Origin of the sequence: Streptomyces sp. NPDC001904 (genome assembly GCF_040297005.1) — a bacterium.
Taxonomy (GTDB): Bacteria; Actinomycetota; Actinomycetes; order Streptomycetales; family Streptomycetaceae; genus Streptomyces.
On record NZ_JBEOYI010000009.1, the window covers coordinates 207,843 to 222,796 of the forward strand.

Annotated in this window: 16 protein-coding genes, 5 tRNA genes and 1 pseudogene; 7 read left to right on the top strand and 15 right to left on the bottom strand. The window is 70.4% G+C overall.

Going from position 1 to position 14,954, the window contains the following annotated elements:
- Positions 1 to 6 precede the first annotated feature (6 nt).
- A complete protein-coding gene (locus tag ABT127_RS17635; RefSeq protein ID WP_351450350.1) occupies positions 7 to 1,698 on the bottom strand; it encodes a DAK2 domain-containing protein in 1,692 nt (563 codons plus the stop codon).
- A gap of 266 nt (positions 1,699 to 1,964) precedes the next feature.
- Between ABT127_RS17635 and rpmB the strand changes: the two genes are divergently transcribed.
- Both rpmB and ABT127_RS17645 read left to right on the top strand, forming a co-directional pair.
- Positions 1,965 to 2,150: a 50S ribosomal protein L28 gene (rpmB, locus tag ABT127_RS17640; RefSeq protein ID WP_003957616.1), complete on the top strand. Its 186-nt coding sequence runs from the start codon at positions 1,965 to 1,967 to the stop codon at positions 2,148 to 2,150.
- 251 nt (positions 2,151 to 2,401) lie between these two features.
- Positions 2,402 to 2,638: pseudogene (locus tag ABT127_RS17645) on the top strand (FAD-dependent oxidoreductase); the annotation flags it as partial.
- On the opposite strand, the gene thiD reads toward ABT127_RS17645, so the two are convergent.
- Together thiD and ABT127_RS17655 are read right to left on the bottom strand one after the other, a co-directional pair.
- Complete coding sequence (gene thiD / locus ABT127_RS17650) at positions 2,620 to 3,474, bottom strand: bifunctional hydroxymethylpyrimidine kinase/phosphomethylpyrimidine kinase (protein ID WP_351450353.1); 855 nt, start codon at positions 3,472 to 3,474, stop codon at positions 2,620 to 2,622. The pseudogene ABT127_RS17645 and the gene thiD sit on opposite strands and share 19 nt — an antisense overlap.
- Complete coding sequence (locus ABT127_RS17655) at positions 3,471 to 4,463, bottom strand: thiamine-phosphate kinase (protein WP_351450356.1); 993 nt, start codon at positions 4,461 to 4,463, stop codon at positions 3,471 to 3,473. The genes thiD and ABT127_RS17655 overlap by 4 nt, the downstream gene beginning before the upstream one ends.
- A 461-nt stretch (positions 4,464 to 4,924) precedes the next feature.
- Here ABT127_RS17655 and ABT127_RS17660 point away from each other — a divergent pair, with 461 nt between their 5' ends.
- On the top strand, positions 4,925 to 5,158 hold the full coding sequence (locus ABT127_RS17660) for an Lrp/AsnC family transcriptional regulator (RefSeq protein ID WP_016642988.1): 234 nt from the start codon (positions 4,925 to 4,927) through the stop codon (positions 5,156 to 5,158).
- Between the two features lie 20 nt (positions 5,159 to 5,178).
- On the top strand, positions 5,179 to 5,694 hold the full coding sequence (locus ABT127_RS17665; RefSeq protein ID WP_351450359.1) for a DUF3515 domain-containing protein: 516 nt from the start codon (positions 5,179 to 5,181) through the stop codon (positions 5,692 to 5,694).
- Positions 5,695 to 5,715: 21 nt separating this feature from the next.
- Here ABT127_RS17665 and ABT127_RS17670 read toward each other — a convergent pair whose 3' ends face one another.
- From ABT127_RS17670 to ABT127_RS17680, 3 genes are all read right to left on the bottom strand, one after another.
- Positions 5,716 to 6,909 carry a D-alanine--D-alanine ligase family protein gene (locus ABT127_RS17670; RefSeq protein ID WP_351450362.1) on the bottom strand — a complete coding sequence of 398 codons (1,194 nt, stop codon included), beginning with the start codon at positions 6,907 to 6,909 and terminating at the stop codon, positions 5,716 to 5,718.
- A gap of 81 nt (positions 6,910 to 6,990) precedes the next feature.
- Positions 6,991 to 8,001 carry an NAD(P)H-dependent glycerol-3-phosphate dehydrogenase gene (locus ABT127_RS17675; RefSeq protein ID WP_351450365.1) on the bottom strand — a complete coding sequence of 337 codons (1,011 nt, stop codon included), beginning with the start codon at positions 7,999 to 8,001 and terminating at the stop codon, positions 6,991 to 6,993.
- Positions 7,998 to 8,834, bottom strand: a complete 837-nt coding sequence (locus ABT127_RS17680; protein ID WP_351450368.1) for a lysophospholipid acyltransferase family protein — start codon at positions 8,832 to 8,834, stop codon at positions 7,998 to 8,000. Before ABT127_RS17680 ends, ABT127_RS17675 begins: the two co-directional genes overlap by 4 nt.
- Before the next feature lie 136 nt (positions 8,835 to 8,970).
- On the opposite strand from ABT127_RS17680, the gene cofC reads away from it, so the two are divergent.
- Both cofC and ABT127_RS17690 read left to right on the top strand, forming a co-directional pair.
- Positions 8,971 to 9,606 carry a 2-phospho-L-lactate guanylyltransferase gene (gene cofC, locus ABT127_RS17685; RefSeq protein WP_351450371.1) on the top strand — a complete coding sequence of 212 codons (636 nt, stop codon included), beginning with the start codon at positions 8,971 to 8,973 and terminating at the stop codon, positions 9,604 to 9,606.
- Positions 9,607 to 9,645: 39 nt separating this feature from the next.
- Positions 9,646 to 9,867, top strand: a complete 222-nt coding sequence (locus tag ABT127_RS17690; protein WP_351450374.1) for a hypothetical protein — start codon at positions 9,646 to 9,648, stop codon at positions 9,865 to 9,867.
- Positions 9,868 to 9,961: 94 nt separating this feature from the next.
- On the opposite strand, the gene ABT127_RS17695 is transcribed toward ABT127_RS17690, so the two are convergent.
- From ABT127_RS17695 to leuC, 4 genes are all read right to left on the bottom strand, one after another.
- Positions 9,962 to 10,651 carry an HU family DNA-binding protein gene (locus tag ABT127_RS17695; protein WP_351450377.1) on the bottom strand — a complete coding sequence of 230 codons (690 nt, stop codon included), beginning with the start codon at positions 10,649 to 10,651 and terminating at the stop codon, positions 9,962 to 9,964.
- Positions 10,652 to 10,783: 132 nt separating this feature from the next.
- Entirely contained in the window at positions 10,784 to 11,023 is a 240-nt protein-coding gene (locus tag ABT127_RS17700; protein ID WP_351450379.1) for an SCO5555 family protein, read from the bottom strand.
- Between the two features lie 286 nt (positions 11,024 to 11,309).
- A complete protein-coding gene (gene leuD / locus ABT127_RS17705; RefSeq protein ID WP_351450382.1) occupies positions 11,310 to 11,903 on the bottom strand; it encodes a 3-isopropylmalate dehydratase small subunit in 594 nt (197 codons plus the stop codon).
- A 6-nt stretch (positions 11,904 to 11,909) separates the two neighbouring features.
- A complete protein-coding gene (gene leuC, locus ABT127_RS17710) occupies positions 11,910 to 13,343 on the bottom strand; it encodes a 3-isopropylmalate dehydratase large subunit (protein ID WP_351450385.1) in 1,434 nt (477 codons plus the stop codon).
- Between the two features lie 191 nt (positions 13,344 to 13,534).
- Between leuC and ndgR the strand changes: the two genes are divergently transcribed.
- Positions 13,535 to 14,251, top strand: a complete 717-nt coding sequence (gene ndgR, locus ABT127_RS17715) for an IclR family transcriptional regulator NdgR (protein ID WP_055552755.1) — start codon at positions 13,535 to 13,537, stop codon at positions 14,249 to 14,251.
- 154 nt (positions 14,252 to 14,405) lie between these two features.
- Here ndgR and ABT127_RS17720 read toward each other — a convergent pair.
- The 5 genes from ABT127_RS17720 to ABT127_RS17740 form a co-directional block, all read right to left on the bottom strand.
- Positions 14,406 to 14,481 (bottom strand) — tRNA-Glu (locus tag ABT127_RS17720).
- 40 nt (positions 14,482 to 14,521) lie between these two features.
- Positions 14,522 to 14,593: transfer RNA gene (locus ABT127_RS17725), tRNA-Gln, on the bottom strand.
- A 31-nt stretch (positions 14,594 to 14,624) separates the two neighbouring features.
- A tRNA-Glu gene (locus ABT127_RS17730) sits at positions 14,625 to 14,697 on the bottom strand.
- Positions 14,698 to 14,759: 62 nt separating this feature from the next.
- Positions 14,760 to 14,832 (bottom strand) — tRNA-Glu (locus ABT127_RS17735).
- 42 nt (positions 14,833 to 14,874) lie between these two features.
- Positions 14,875 to 14,946, bottom strand: a tRNA-Gln gene (locus ABT127_RS17740).
- Positions 14,947 to 14,954: the final 8 nt, after the last annotated feature.

Here is a 14,954-nt window from a genome sequence, read left to right on the forward strand (position 1 = left end):
CGGGGCCTACTCGACCCCGATCAGCAGCAGCGCCGACTGCCGCCCGCCCCGGTAGACCACGGTGTCGACGGCCAGGTGAGCCTCGCGGACGTGCCGTTCCAGCGCGTCCGCGACCTCGTCGGGCACGTCGTCGCCCAGGACGAGCGTGACGAGTTCGCCGCCCGCGGCGAGCATCCGGTCGAGCACGGTGCGGGCGGTCGCCGGGACCTCGTGGCCGATGACGGCCACGTCGCCGTCGATGAGTCCCAGGACGTCCCCGGCCTGGCAGATGCCGGCCATGGTCCAGGACTGCCGCTCGGCGACGGCCAGTTCGGCGTAGCGGGTGGCGCCCGCGGCCGAGGTCATGGCGACGACGTCCTCGTCGAAGCGCCGGTCGGGCTCGTGCACGGCCAGCGCGGCGATGCCCTGGACCGCGGAGCGGGTGGGGATCAGGGCGACCCGTACGCCTTCGGAGCGGGCCTGCTCGGCGGCCGCGGCGGCGGTGTGCCGCAGTTCGGCGTCGTTGGGCAGCAGCACCACCTCGCGCGCGTGGGCGCGCCGGATCGCGTCGACCAGCTCACCGCTGGCGGGCGGCTCGCCGGGCCGGTCGGGCACCGTGGTCGCGCCGGCCTCCGCGTACAGCCCCGCCAGCCCGTCCCCCGGCACGACGGCGACGACGGCCCGCTGCGCACGCTCGCGGGGCGGAGCGGCGGCGCGGCCGGCGTGCGCGTCACCGAGGCCGAAGTGCGTGATGCGGATGCGGTACGGCCGCCCGGCCTCGACGCCCGCCTCCACGGCCGCGCCCGCGTCGTCGACGTGCACGTGCACGTTCCACAGCCCTTCGCCGCCGACGACGACCAGGGAGTCGCCGAGGGTGTCGAGCCGGGCCCGCAGCCGGGCCACGGCCCGGTCGTCGGCCTCCAGGAGGTAGATGACCTCGAAGGCGGGCCCGGTGACGTCGTGCTCGTCGGGGCACTCCAGTTCGGCGTCGACGGAAACGGCGTCCACGCGCGCGTGCCCGTCCCTGTGCCGCTGCCGCCACATCGGCACCGCGTTGCCGGTGACGGCCTGGCTCAGTGCTCCCAGTACGGCGACGAGTCCTCTCCCCCCGGCGTCCACGACCCCGGCGCTGCCGAGGACCGCGAGCTGCCCCGGCGTCGCGTCGAGCGCCGCGCACGCGCCTGCGTAGGCGGCCCGCGCCACGGCACCGCAGTCGCCGTCCGTGCCGGTCGCCGCGTCCGCGGCCGCCGTCGCGACGGTGAGGACCGTGCCTTCCACGGGGTGGGCGACCGCCTCCCGCGCGGACTCCGCGGCCCGCAACAGGGCCAGCCGCAGCGCCGTCCCGTCGGCCGGAGCGCCGTGATCTCCCTCACGCAGGTGCCCGTCGGCGAGCACCTGGGACATGCCGCGCAGCAGCTGGGCGAGGATCGTCCCCGAGTTGCCGCGGGCGCCGATGAGGGCGCCGTGGGCCATGGCGCGCATCACGTCGGGCAGTGCGGGAGCGGCGGGTTCGAGCCCGGTGAAGACCGCCTCGACCGCCTGATGGGCGGACTCCACGGTCAGATACAGGTTGGTGCCGGTGTCCCCGTCCGCGACGGGGTACACATTGATGGCGTCGATCTCCGCGCGCTCTCTGCCGAGCGCCTCGAGAGCGAGTGAGCACCAGGCGCGTACCGCGGCTGCGTCGAGTACGTGTCGCACATGCGGCACCTGCGGCACCTACGCCTCCTTCGAGCGGCGGGACTGGCACGCAGAGTAGACCCCGGCGCGGAGCCGCCCGGGAAGAGGGCCTGATCCGGGGCCCGGGGACAGCGGCCCGGGCAACCATGGTAGTTTCGTTGTATCGAAGCAGCCGTTGTATGCTGCTCCGGTTGCCCGATAACCATCGGGCCATCCCCCTGGCACCGCCACTCAGATCCTTTTCGATCTCGATCCCGGCATGCCGGGATTAACCGTAAGTGCATCTGAAGTCTTTGGAGTGACCCGTGGCTGCCAACTGCGACGTCTGCGGCAAGGGGCCGGGCTTCGGCAACAACATTTCGCACTCGCACCGCCGTACGTCTCGCCGCTGGAACCCGAACATCCAGCGTGTGCGTGCAGTGGTCGGGCGGACGCCGAAGCGGCTCAACGTCTGCACCTCGTGCATCAAGGCCGGCAAGGTCTCGCGCTGACGTTACGCGTAGCGCGGCCACCTCGCTGGTTGCTTGAAGAAGCCGGTCCCCTCGGGGACCGGCTTCTTCGTTTTCCCCGCACGCCGCCGGGGGATCCGTGATCGCGCCACGACTGTCAGTGGCGGCTGCGAGACTCGGCGCATGCGGTTCGGCGTCCTCGGCCCCTCTCGACGTACGGGCCACTGACGGCAGCCCCCTGGACCCCGGCGGGCCACGGCCTCGTGCCCTGCTGACCCTGCTGCTCCTGGACCGATCACCGCACCGCGTTCGCCGCTTTCGAGGCGGAGATCACGAAGTACGCGAAGGGCTGCCAGAAGATATCCGGCAACGCGGGCCCGTTCTTCGCGCCGCCGACCGAGAAGAAGAACCGCAACCGTGACCGGGCGTACCGCATGCTCAGCTCACGCTTCCTGGCGGGCTTCTTCAAGCGTCTGACGGAGAAGGCCGCCGGCGCTCTGGCCCTGAAGGACTACGGCCTCGCCGGATAATCGGCCTCCGCCGGCTTGAACCGCCAGCCGTGATCCACGGGCCCGATGCCGCCGCCCAGCGCGAACCCGGCGGCGATCGCCCCGGTCACGAACTCCTTGGCCGCGCGCACGGCCTCGGGCACCGACTGCCCCTTGGCCAGCTGGGCCGCGATCGCGGAGGCGAGGGTGCAGCCCGTGCCGTGCGTGTGGCGGTTGTCGTGGCGCGGAGCGCGCAGCCAGTGCTCCTCGGCCCCGTCCGTCAGCAGGTCCACCGCTTCCGCGGAGCCGCCCCCCGGCCCACCGGAGCCCAGGTGACCTCCCTTGATGACCACCCATCGCGGCCCGAAGGAGAGCACCGCCGCGGCGGCTGTGCGCATGTCCGCCTCCGACTCCACCTGGACACCCGTGAGCTGGGCGACCTCGTCGAGATTGGGCGTCGCCACGGTGGCGGTCGGCAGCAGCTCGGTGCGGACGGCGTCGAGCGCCGAGGCGGCGAGCAGCGCGTCCCCGTGCTTGGACACGCCCACCGGGTCGATCACGACCGGGGCATCGGTGCCGGCCAGCAGCTCGGCGACGCACTCGACGAGTTCGGGAGAGGCGAGCATCCCGGTCTTGACGGCCTGCACACCGATGTCGTCGACGACACTGCGGTACTGGGCACGCACCGCTTCCACCGGGAGCTCCCAGGCTCCTTGCACACCGAGGGAGTTCTGTGCGGTGACGGCGGCGATGACGCTCATGCCGTGGGTGCCGAGCGCCAGCATGGTCTTGAGGTCGGCCTGGATCCCGGCGCCGCCCCCGGAGTCGGACCCGGCGACGGTCAACACCCGCACGGGCCCCGTGACATCGGCGCTCATGACTCGATCTCCCCGCCGAAGCCGCCGGAGAGACCGTCCCCGAAGTGGTCCCAGCCACCCGTGCTGGTCCAGGGCGCACCGTCGACGGTCACCTGGGGCAGCGCCGAGGGGTTGAGGACCTCACCGATCACCTTCCAGCGGGCCGGCAGCTTCACGTCCTGCGGGAAGGTGGCCACGATCGCGTGGTCCTCTCCCCCGGTGAGCACCCACTGCAGCGGGTCCACGCCGACGGCCTGGCCGATGTCCTTCATCTGGGACGGCACGTCCACGCTGCCGGACCTGATGTCGATGCGGCACTTGCTGGCCTCGGCGATGTGGCCCAGGTCGGCGATGAGCCCGTCGCTCACGTCGCACATGGCGGTGGCGCCGAGCCCGGCCGCGGCGGGTCCGGCGTCGTACGGAGGTTCGGGCCTGCGGTGCGCCTCGACGAAGGCGCGTGGGGAGCGGAAGCCCCGGGAGAGCACGGCGTATCCGGCCGCGGACCAGCCGAGCCAGCCGGTGACGGCGACGACGTCGCCGGGCTGGGCCCCGGCCCGGGTCACCGGGTCGTGGTTGCGCAGATCGCCGAGGGCGGTGATGGCGATGGTGATGGTGTCGCCGCGCACCACGTCACCGCCGACGACGGCGGCGCCGGCCACCTGGCACTCGTCGCGCAGTCCGTCCATCAGCTCCGACGGCCAGGACGCCGGCAGTTCGGCGGGGACCACCAGGCCGAGGAGCAGCGCCGTGGGCACGGCGCCCATGGCGGCGATGTCGGCGAGGTTCTGGGCGGCGGCCTTGCGGCCGACGTCGTACGCCGTGGACCAGTCGCGCCTGAAGTGCCGGTTCTCCAGCAGGACGTCGGTGCTGGCGACGACTCGGCGGTCCGGTGCCGCGACCACGGCGGCGTCGTCGCCGGGGCCGATCCGTACGGCCGGAGTGGTGGTGAGCCGTGAGGTCAGCTCTCTGATGAGGCCGAACTCCCCCAGCTCGCCGACGGTGCCCTTCATGTGCGTGCTGCCCTTTCTGTTCCGACCGGTTCCCGACCCGCTGCCGGCTCCGCCCCGACCCACTCACGATCCCGAACCATCCCGGGGACGACCATTCGTACGCCGCGCCCGGCCCTCGTCACCGCCGTACCCGTCCCCGGCGCGCGGTCGCGGGGCGTCCGCGCCCTGGGTACCGTGGACAGCAGGGGCACGCCCGCGGGCGTATCCGCGGCCCCGCCGACCGGGGCGGCGTCCGCCGCGGCACCCACGGTCACGCCCGCAGAGGCCGGTACGGCCATGCCGTACGCATCCTTCGTTCTTCCCGAGGAGCCGCCCCGGAGCCCGGCTGCGACCCCGCGTTCTCCCGGCCCGAGACCGGCGAGTGCGCCACAGCCGCCCCGGGTCTCCCCGTGACGAGCGGTGACGCGATACCGTGGCGTCCCTTCTCCCCACATGATCCTCGTGGCCGCCCTGGAGGTTCCGTGGTACAGGCGTACATCCTGATCCAGACCGAAGTCGGCAAGGCGTCGACCGTCGCCGAGCTGATCGGCAAGATTCCAGGAGTCATCCAGGCCGAGGACGTCACCGGCCCCTACGACGTGATCGTGCGCGCGCAAGCGGACACCGTCGACGAACTGGGTCGCATGGTGGTAGCCAAGGTCCAGCAGGTGGACGGCATCACTCGCACCCTGACCTGCCCGGTCGTCCACCTGTAGCCCCCGTCTACCCTGTGCCGGTGAACTCTTTCCGTCACCGGCGCCGTATTGGCCGCGTCCACCGCGTTCTTGTCGGGGCGCCCGCACTGTCGTTGCTGGTCGCCTCCGTCGCGGGCTGCTCCGCGACGGACGCCGCTCCGAAGGCCGCGGTTCCCACGCCGGAGACGTCGGTCGCGAAGCTGTGCCGGAACCTGGACAAGGTGCTGCCGCAGAAGCTCGACGGATCCGAACGCAACGATCCCGACCCGAGTTCCGAGCTCACCGCCGCGTGGGGAAGCCCCGCGATCATACTGCGCTGCGGTGTCCCCTGGCCCGACGCGGCGGCCGACGCCGACAGCAACCCCGCGACCGTCAACGGCGTGGAGTGGATCGTCCAGAAACTCGACAGCGGCGCCCAGCGGATGACGACGGGCAGCCGCCTCGCCTATGTAGAGGTGACGATCCCCGAGGACCAGGTGGCCGCCGTCGGAGCGGGCCCACTGGTCGACCTGGCCGGGCCCATCAAGAAGGCGATCCCCAAGGGGATCGCCGACTAGAGCCGGTCCGGGCGGATCCGGTTACCGCAGGCCCGTCGAGCGGCGCAGCGCGGCCTGGAGGAGGCGGTCCACCAGTTCCGGGTAGCTGACGCCGGTCTCCTGCCACATGCGCGGGTACATGGAGATCGGGGTGAAGCCGGGCAGGGTGTTGATCTCGTTGATCACGAACTCCCCGTCCTCCGTGAGGAAGAAGTCCGCGCGCACGATGCCCTCGCAGGACACCGCCTCGAACGCCTCGACGGCCAGCCGCCGCACTTCGGCGGTCTCCTCGTCGGTCAGCGGGGCGGGCACGATCCCGGCCGCGGAGTCGATGTACTTGGCCTCGAAGTCGTAGAAGTCGTGCGCCTGCACCGGCGGGATCTCGGCCGGCACCGAGGCGCGCGGCCCGTCCTCGAACTCCAGGACACCGCACTCGATCTCGCGCCCGACGATGCCCGCCTCGATGATGACCTTCGGGTCGTGGGCGCGCGCCGTCTCCATCGCCTCGTCGAGACCGTCGAAGGACTCGACCTTGGTGATGCCGAACGACGAGCCGGCCCGCGCGGGCTTCACGAACAGCGGCCACCCGTGCTCGCCCACGAAGTCGGCGACGCGGCGGCGGGCGCCCTCCTGCTCGCGCTCCCACTCGCGCGGCCGGATCACCAGGTACGGACCGACCTTCAGCCCGAAGGAGGTGAAGATCCGCTTCATGTACTCCTTGTCCTGGCCGACGGCCGAGGAGAGCACACCGCAGCCGACGTAGGGCGTCCCGGACAGGTCCAGGAGTCCCTGGATCGTGCCGTCCTCGCCGTACGGGCCGTGCAGCACCGGGAAGACCACGTCCACGTCACCGAGCGCCTTGGGCACGGAGCCGGGCTCGGTGTAGACGACCTCGCGCGACGACGGGTCGACCGGGAGCACCACGCCGCCCTCGGGCGACTCGGCGAGGTCCGCGACGTCCGGGACCCGGCGGTCGCTGATCGCCATCCGCTCGGGGGCGTCCGCGGTCAGGGCCCAACGGCCCTCGCGCGTGATGCCGATCGGCAGGACGTCGTACTTGGAGCGGTCGATCGCACGGAGCACGGCGCCCGCCGTGACGACGGAGACCCCGTGCTCGGAGCTGCGGCCGCCGAAGACCACGGCCACCCGCGGCTTCTGCCCGGTCGACGAAGCGTCCGACGAGGCGCCCGAGGACGCGGCGGACGCAGGGCTCTGGGGAAGGTTCTCGCTGCTCATATCGCGTTGAGGGTACCTGCTGGTAGTACGAGAGTCAGCGCCCCCGGAAGCCACGTCGCGCCGCGGCCCGCGGGCCGTCGCTCAGCGTCGTTCGGGCTTGGCGGAGCGCGACATCAGCTCCTTCACGGCGACCACCGGCGGCTTGCCCTCGTGGACGATCGCGACGACGGTCTCCGTGATCGGCATGTCGACACCGTGACGGCGCGCGAGTTCCAGCACGGACTCGCAGGACTTGACGCCCTCGGCGGTCTGCTTGGTGACCGCGATGGTCTCCTCCAGCGTCATGCCCTTGCCGAGGTTGGTGCCGAAGGTGTGGTTGCGCGACAGTGGGGAGGAGCAGGTGGCCACCAGGTCGCCGAGTCCGGCGAGACCGGAGAAGGTGAGCGGGTCGGCGCCCATGGCCAGGCCGAGCCGGGTCGTCTCGGCGAGCCCGCGCGTGATGAGCGACCCCTTGGTGTTGTCCCCGAGACCCATGCCGTCCGCGATGCCGACGGCGAGCCCGATCACGTTCTTGACCGCGCCGCCGAGTTCGCAGCCGACCACGTCGGTGTTGGTGTAGGGCCTGAAGTACGGGGTGTGGCAGGCGACTTGGAGGCGCTGGGCGACGGCCTCGTCCCGACACGCGACCACGGCGGCGGCGGGCTGCCGGGCGGCGATCTCACGGGCGAGGTTCGGCCCGGTCACGATCGCGATCCGCTCCTGCGGCACCTTCGCGACGTCGGCGATGACCTCGCTCATGCGCATCGCCGAACCCAGCTCGACGCCCTTCATCAGCGAGACGAGCACGGTGTCGGGGGCGAGCAGCGGCGCCCAGTCCGCGAGGTTCTCGCGCAGGGTCTGCGAGGGCACCGCGAGCACCGTGAAGTCGGCGCCGGCGGCGGCCTCGGCGGCGTCCGCCGTCGCCCGGATGTTCTCCGGGAGCTCCACGCCGGGCAGGTAATCCGGGTTCGTGCGGGTGGAGTTGATGGCCTCGGCGAGCTCGGCGCGGCGGCCCCACAGCGTGACATCGCACCCCGCGTCCGCCAGCACCATGCCGAACGCCGTGCCCCAGGAACCGGTCCCGAAGACGGCGGCCTTCACGGGTCGGGTCACTTGCTGCTCTCCTCCGTCGTACCGCCTGATGCCGAACTCCCGCTGCCCGCCTGCGACTTGTCGCGCTCCTGCACGGCGTCGCCGCCCTGCGACCGGTCGCTGCCCTGCAGCTTGCGACGCTGCGCGATGCGCGCCTCACGCGGGTCGTACCGCTTCGCCGGAGCCTTCTCGCCGCGCAGCTGCTCCACCTCGGCGGTGATCGCGGTCATGATGACCTCGGTCGCCTCCTTGAGCAGATCCGGCGTGATCTCCTTGTCGTAGAAAGCCGCCAGATCGACGGGCTCGCCCGCGAGGACATGGTGCGTCTTACGGGGGAAGAAGTGCGGCTTCTTCGCATAGGGCGCCAGTGCGTCGGTGGCCCCCCACTGGCCGACGGGAATCACCGGGCATTTCGTCTGCAGGGCCACCCGGGCGACACCGGTCTTACCGGTCATCGGCCACAGTTCGGGATCGCGGGTGAGCGTTCCCTCGGGATAGAAGGCGACGCACTCCCCGCGCTCCACCGCGTCGATCGCGGCACGGAACGCGCTGAGCGCGTTCGTGGACTCGCGATAGACGGGAATCTGTCCGGTGCCCCGCATCGCGGCGCCCACGAACCCCTTCTTGAAGAGGCCGTGCTTGGCGAGGAAACGCGGGACTCGTCCCGTGTTGTACTGAAAGTGCGCGTAGAGGAACGGGTCCAGATGTGAATTGTGGTTCACCGCGGTGATAAATCCGCCGTCGGCAGGAATGTTCTCCATTCCGCGCCAGTCCCGCTTGAACAGAACCACCAGCGGCGGTTTGCAGAGGACCGCAGCGAAGCGGTACCAGAAGCCGATTCTGCGGCGGGACACTCGGACACCTTCCTCTAGGACCATGCAGGCAGGGCCTGGCGGAGCCGCACAAGTGTCGCCCCGGGCCACTGGTCTGTCGAGAACACCGTACGCCCGCCCGAACGGGCGCACCTCATGCACAGGTCACAATAGGCGCGTGCAGTGGACCCTGGTGATACCGCTGAAACCGTTGGTGCGGGCCAAAAGCAGGCTCGCGCCCGCGGCCGGCGACGCCCTGCGGCCCGGTCTCGCCCTGGCATTCGCCCAGGACACCGTGGCCGCCGCAACGGCCTGTACGGCGGTGCGCGATGTGGTGGTCGTCACGGACGACGCCCGCGCGGGGCGCGAACTGGCGGACCTCGGCGCCCTGGTCGTGCCCGACACGCCACAGGCGGGCCTCAATGCCGCTCTCGCGCACGGAGAGACGGTTGTACGGGCCACGCGTCCCCGGGCGCCCCTGGCGGCCCTGAACGCCGATCTGCCGTCCCTGCGCCCCGCGGAATTGGCCCGCGTTCTCACCGCGGCCGCCGCATTTCCCCGGGCCTTTCTGCCCGATGCGGCGGGAATCGGCACCACCCTGCTGTCCGCCGCTCCCGGCACGGAATTGCTCCCCGCTTTCGGCGCGGCGTCCCGTGCCCGGCACCGGGCGACAGGGGCCGTGGAACTTCCTCTCGACGGTGTCACTTCGGTCCGCCAGGACGTGGACACCGGCGACGACCTGCGGACGGCACTGGCTCTGGGGGTCGGCCCGCACACGATGAAGGCCACGGCGGGACTCGTCCTCGTCGACTGAGTACGCCGGGTGAGTACGCCGACTGAGTACGCTGCCTGCATGCAGGCCACCGCGTACACGTACGACCCCGAGACCCGCTCCGGCAGCGTCCTTCTGGACGACGGCACCCCGGTCCCCTTCGGCGCCGAGGCCTTCGACGCGGGCGGGCTGCGCCTACTCCGCCCCGGCCAGCGGGTCCGCATCGAGGTGCAGGGCTCCCCCGGCACCGGAGCCGCGGCGGACGCACCGGCCATCACGCTCATCACCCTGCAGACGTTCTGACACACCGCGGGCCGGGCTCCCCGAGGGGAGCCCGGCCCGGCGCGTGAGCAGCCTTGTGGCGTACGCCCAAGAAGGCGACCTCGAAGAGGAGGTCCTACTTCTTGCGAGCGGTGGCCTTCTTGGCGGTGGTCTTGCGCGCAGTCGACTTCTTGGCGGGCGCCTTCTTGGCCGTGGCCTTCTTGGCGGGCGCCGTCTTCTTCGCGGTGGCCTTCTTGGCGGTGGCCGCCTTCTTGGCCGGAGCCGCCTTCTTCGCCGTGGCCGTGGTCTTCTTCGCCGCGGCCGAGGTCTTCTTGGCGGTGGCGGTGGCCTTCTTCGCGGTGGCCTTCTTCGCGGCGGCCGCCGTGGTCTTCTTCGTGGCGGTGGTCTTCTTCGCCGGGGTGGCCTTCTTGGCGGCGGCCTTCTTGGCCGTCGTCTTCTTGGCCGCGGCCTTCTTGACGGTCGCCGAGGCGCCACCGGTCAGGCTGCCCTTGGGCGCCTTCTTGACCGCGACATCGTTCTTCGGGAGCTTCTTCGAACCCGCGACGAGGTCCTTGAAGCCCTGGCCCGCACGGAATCGCGGCACCGAGGTCTTCTTGACCCGCACGCGCTCACCCGTCTGCGGGTTACGGGCGTAACGGGCCGGACGGTCGACCTTCTCGAACGAACCGAAGCCGGTGACCGAGACGCGGTCGCCACTGACCACGGCACGGACGATGGCGTCGAGGACCGCGTCAACGGCCTCCGCGGCCTGCTGACGGCCGCCGACCTTGTCGGCAATCGCTTCTACGAGCTGCGCCTTGTTCACGTCTTCCCCTTCGGAGACATTGCCGGAACGAATCTCTTTCGACCCGGCTTTTTCGCACGTTAGGCAGATATATACCGCAAATCAAACGCGAAACGGGCTAATCACCCTTGTGCCGCAACGAACTGGGCTGTCTCAGAGTTCCTCTTCAGAGCCGGAGCCCTCGTCGAAGTCGTCGAGGTCCGCCTTGAATCGCTCCAGACGCCTTGCCGCGGCAGCGAGATCGTGTTTGGCCGCGGCCGTAATGGCCAGCAGCTTCCGGGTCAGCGCCATCCGTACGCCCTCCGGGACTTGCAGTGCGCGCACTCGGGCGTGCGCTTCCTTGAGTTGGTTCGCGACCGCCGCGTACAGCTGGAGTTGGCCGTCGTGTTCCATGCACAGATTGTGCCATCTGGGGCGAGTTGTCGCCTCCGCAGGGTGTAACTCCCGCCCCACGAGGGCCTCCTGAGCCCTTCGGCGACGCGCCCGCCGGAAGCGGTGCCGAGACCCGCTTACCCCGGGAACAGCCTTGGCATTCGCGGGAGTTGGGGTGGCCCGGAGATCACTCGTTCAGGCCCGGCGGGGCCTCCTGGGGCCGCATACAGAAGTACCCCCAACCGGTGCACGATTGGGGGTACGAGGCCTGTTGAAGTGGCCTGAATAAGACTTGCCCAGGGACGGGTCAGACCTGGATGGTCTGCGGCTTGAAAGAGGGACGCTTCGCCTCGTAAGTGGCGATGTCCGACTCGTTCTGCAGGGTGATGCTGATGTCGTCGAGCCCGTTCAGCAGACGCCAGCGGGAATTCTCATCGAGCTCGAAGGAGGCGGTGATGCCCTCGGCCCGAACTTCCCGCGCCTCCAGGTCGACCGTGATCTCGGCCTGCGGGTCGCTCTCCACGAGCTCCCACAGCGCGTCCACGACCTTCTGGTCCAGAACGACGGTCAGCAGACCGTTCTTGAGGGAGTTGCCGCGGAAGATGTCCGCGAACCGGGCGGAGATCACGGTCTTGAAGCCGTAGTTCTGCAGCGCCCACACGGCGTGCTCGCGCGACGAACCCGTACCGAAGTCGGGACCGGCGACCAGCACCGTGGCACCCTCGCGCTCGGGTTTGTTGAGCACGAACTCCGGGTCCTTGCGCCAGGCCTCGAACAGCCCGTCCTCGAACCCGTCCCGCGTCACCTTCTTGAGCCAGTGAGCAGGGATGATCTGGTCGGTGTCCACGTTCGAACGGCGCAGCGGGACGGCCCGGCCGGTGTGCTTGGTGAATGCTTCCATGACTGATCAGACTCCAGCGGGCGTACGGTCGGCGGGCGCATCCGAGAGGTCCGCCGGGGAGGCCAGGTGGCCCAGCACGGCGGTGGCGGCGGCGACCTGGGGCGAGACCAGGTGGGTGCGGCCGCCCTTGCCCTGCCGGCCCTCGAAGTTGCGGTTGGAGGTGGACGCGGAGCGCTCACCGGGAGCGAGTTGGTCCGGGTTCATGCCCAGGCACATCGAACAGCCCGCGTACCGCCATTCGGCGCCGGCGTCCTTGAAGACCTGGTCCAGGCCCTCGGCGGCGGCCTCGAGACCGACCCGTGCCGAACCCGGCACGACCAGCATCCGTACGCCGTCGGCGACTTTGCGGCCCTTGACGATGTCGGCGACGGCCCGCAGGTCCTCGATACGGCCATTGGTGCACGAGCCTACGAAGACGGTGTCGACCTTGACGTCGCGCAGCGCCTGACCGGCCTCCAACCCCATGTACTCCAGCGCCTTTTCGGCGGCGAGGCGCTCCGAAGCGTCTTCGTACGAAGCCGGGGCGGGGACGTTCGCGGAAAGGGGCGCGCCCTGACCGGGGTTGGTGCCCCAGGTGACGAACGGCGACAGCTCGTCGGCCTTGATGAAGACCTCGGCGTCGAAGACCGCGTCGTCGTCCGTGCGCAGCGTCTTCCAGTACGCGACGGCGGCGTCCCAGTCCTCGCCCTTGGGGGCGTGGTCGCGGCCCTCCAGATAGGCGAACGTGGTCGCGTCCGGGGCGATCATGCCCGCGCGGGCGCCGGCCTCGATCGACATGTTGCAGATGGTCATGCGGGCTTCCATCGACAGCTTCTCGATGGCGGAGCCGCGGTACTCCAGGACGTAGCCCTGGCCGCCGCCCGTGCCGATCTTCGCGATGATGGCGAGGATCAGGTCCTTGGCGGTGACGCCCTCGGGCAGTTCGCCGTCAACCGTGATGGCCATGGTCTTCGGGCGGGTCATCGGCAGCGTCTGCGTGGCGAGCACGTGCTCGACCTGCGAGGTGCCGATGCCGAACGCCAGACCGCCGAAGGCGCCGTGCGTGGACGTGTGCGAGTCGCCGCAGACGACCGTCATACCCGGCTGCGTCAGGCCCAGCTGCGGGCCCACGACGTGCACGACGCCCTGCTCGACGTCGCCCAGGGAGTGCAGGCGCACCCCGAACTCGGCGGCGTTCTTGCGCAGCGTCTCGAGCTGCACCCGCGAGACCGGGTCGGCGATCGGCTTGTCGATGTCGAGGGTCGGGGTGTTGTGGTCCTCGGTGGCGATGGTGAGGTCGAGCCGCCGCACCTGGCGACCGGTCTTGCGCAGACCGTCGAAGGCCTGCGGGCTGGTCACCTCGTGCAGCAGGTGCAGATCGATGAAGAGGAGGTCGGGCTCGCCCTCGGCGCGCCGGACGACGTGGTCGTCCCAGACCTTCTCCGCGAGTGTCCTACCCATCGCTTTCCCTCCGGCCGGCGAGTTGTGAGCCGGCCCAACTAGAGATTTCGGGATCGCCGACGTCCGTATCCCCCGTGCCGGACGTCAGCGGCCGGGCCCGTTCGGTCAGCGGGCCGGTGTGACATCCAGAGTGGCAAGTTCCACGGGAAATTGAACTTGCGTTTCACAGAGTGAGACGGGAGTATCGACGCATGGACAACAGTAGCGGCGTCGGCGTTCTGGACAAGGCAGCCCTTGTCCTGGGCGCCCTGGAGTCCGGACCCGCGACCCTAGCTGGCCTTGTCGCGGCCACCGGATTGGCAAGACCCACAGCTCATCGCCTGGCGGTGGCCCTGGAGCACCACCGCATGGTGGCCCGCGACATGCAGGGCCGCTTCATTCTCGGGCCGCGCCTCGCGGAGCTCGCGGCGGCGGCCGGCGAGGACCGCCTGCTCGCGACCGCGGGCCCGGTGCTCACGCACCTGCGGGACGTGACGGGCGAGAGCGCCCAGCTCTATCGCCGTCAGGGCGACATGCGCATCTGCGTCGCCGCGGCGGAGCGGCTGTCCGGACTGCGGGACACGGTGCCGGTCGGCTCGACGCTCACGATGAAGGCCGGCTCGTCCGCGCAGATCCTGATGGCCTGGGAGGAGCCGGAGCGCCTGCACCGCGGGCTTCAGGGCGCCCGCTTCACGGCGACGGCCCTGTCGGGCGTACGACGCCGCGGCTGGGCCCAGTCGATCGGCGAGCGCGAGCCGGGCGTCGCGTCCGTCTCGGCGCCGGTGCGCGGCCCGTCGAACCGGGTGGTGGCCGCCGTGTCGGTCTCCGGTCCGATCGAGCGCCTGACGCGCCACCCGGGCCGGATGCACGCCCAGGCCGTCATCGACGCCGCGGGCCGCCTCTCCGAGGCGCTGCGCCGCACGGGCTGATCCACAACTTCCTCCACGTCCCTGCCAGTTCCCGGCCGGTCGCTTCAACGCCGCAGCGACCGGCCGGAGTTGTATCCGCACTCCCCGACCGGGCCCATGACCCCACAGCCATACGAAAGAGGCCCTTCCCGCATTCGGGAAGGGCCTCTTCATGTGGTACCCCCGACCGGATTCGAACCGGCGCTACCGCCTTGAGAGGGCGGCGTGCTAGGCCGCTACACAACGGGGGCCTTGCGGATCAGATCCGCGGTTGCAGATGAGCTCTGCGAGCTGGCCTACCAGGACTCGAACCTAGAATGACGGTACCAGAAACCGTAGTGTTGCCAATTACACCATAGGCCATGGTGGTTTAGACCATATTGGTTTAGACCAGTACCCCCGACCGGATTCGAACCGGCGCTACCGCCTTGAGAGGGCGGCGTGCTAGGCCGCTACACAACGGGGGCCCTAGCGATCCTGCATCAAAGTCGGCGGGAGCTACCCGTACCGTCCTCGCGGGAAGGATCTGTACCCCCGACCGGATTCGAACCGGCGCTACTGCCTTGAGAGGGCAGCGTGCTAGGCCGCTACACAACGGGGGCTTTGTGGATCTGGAATCCACGGTTGCAGATGAGCTCTGCGAGCTGGCCTACCAGGACTCGAACCTAGACTAACGGAACCAGAAACCGTCGTGCTGCCAATTACACCATAGGCCACCGTGACG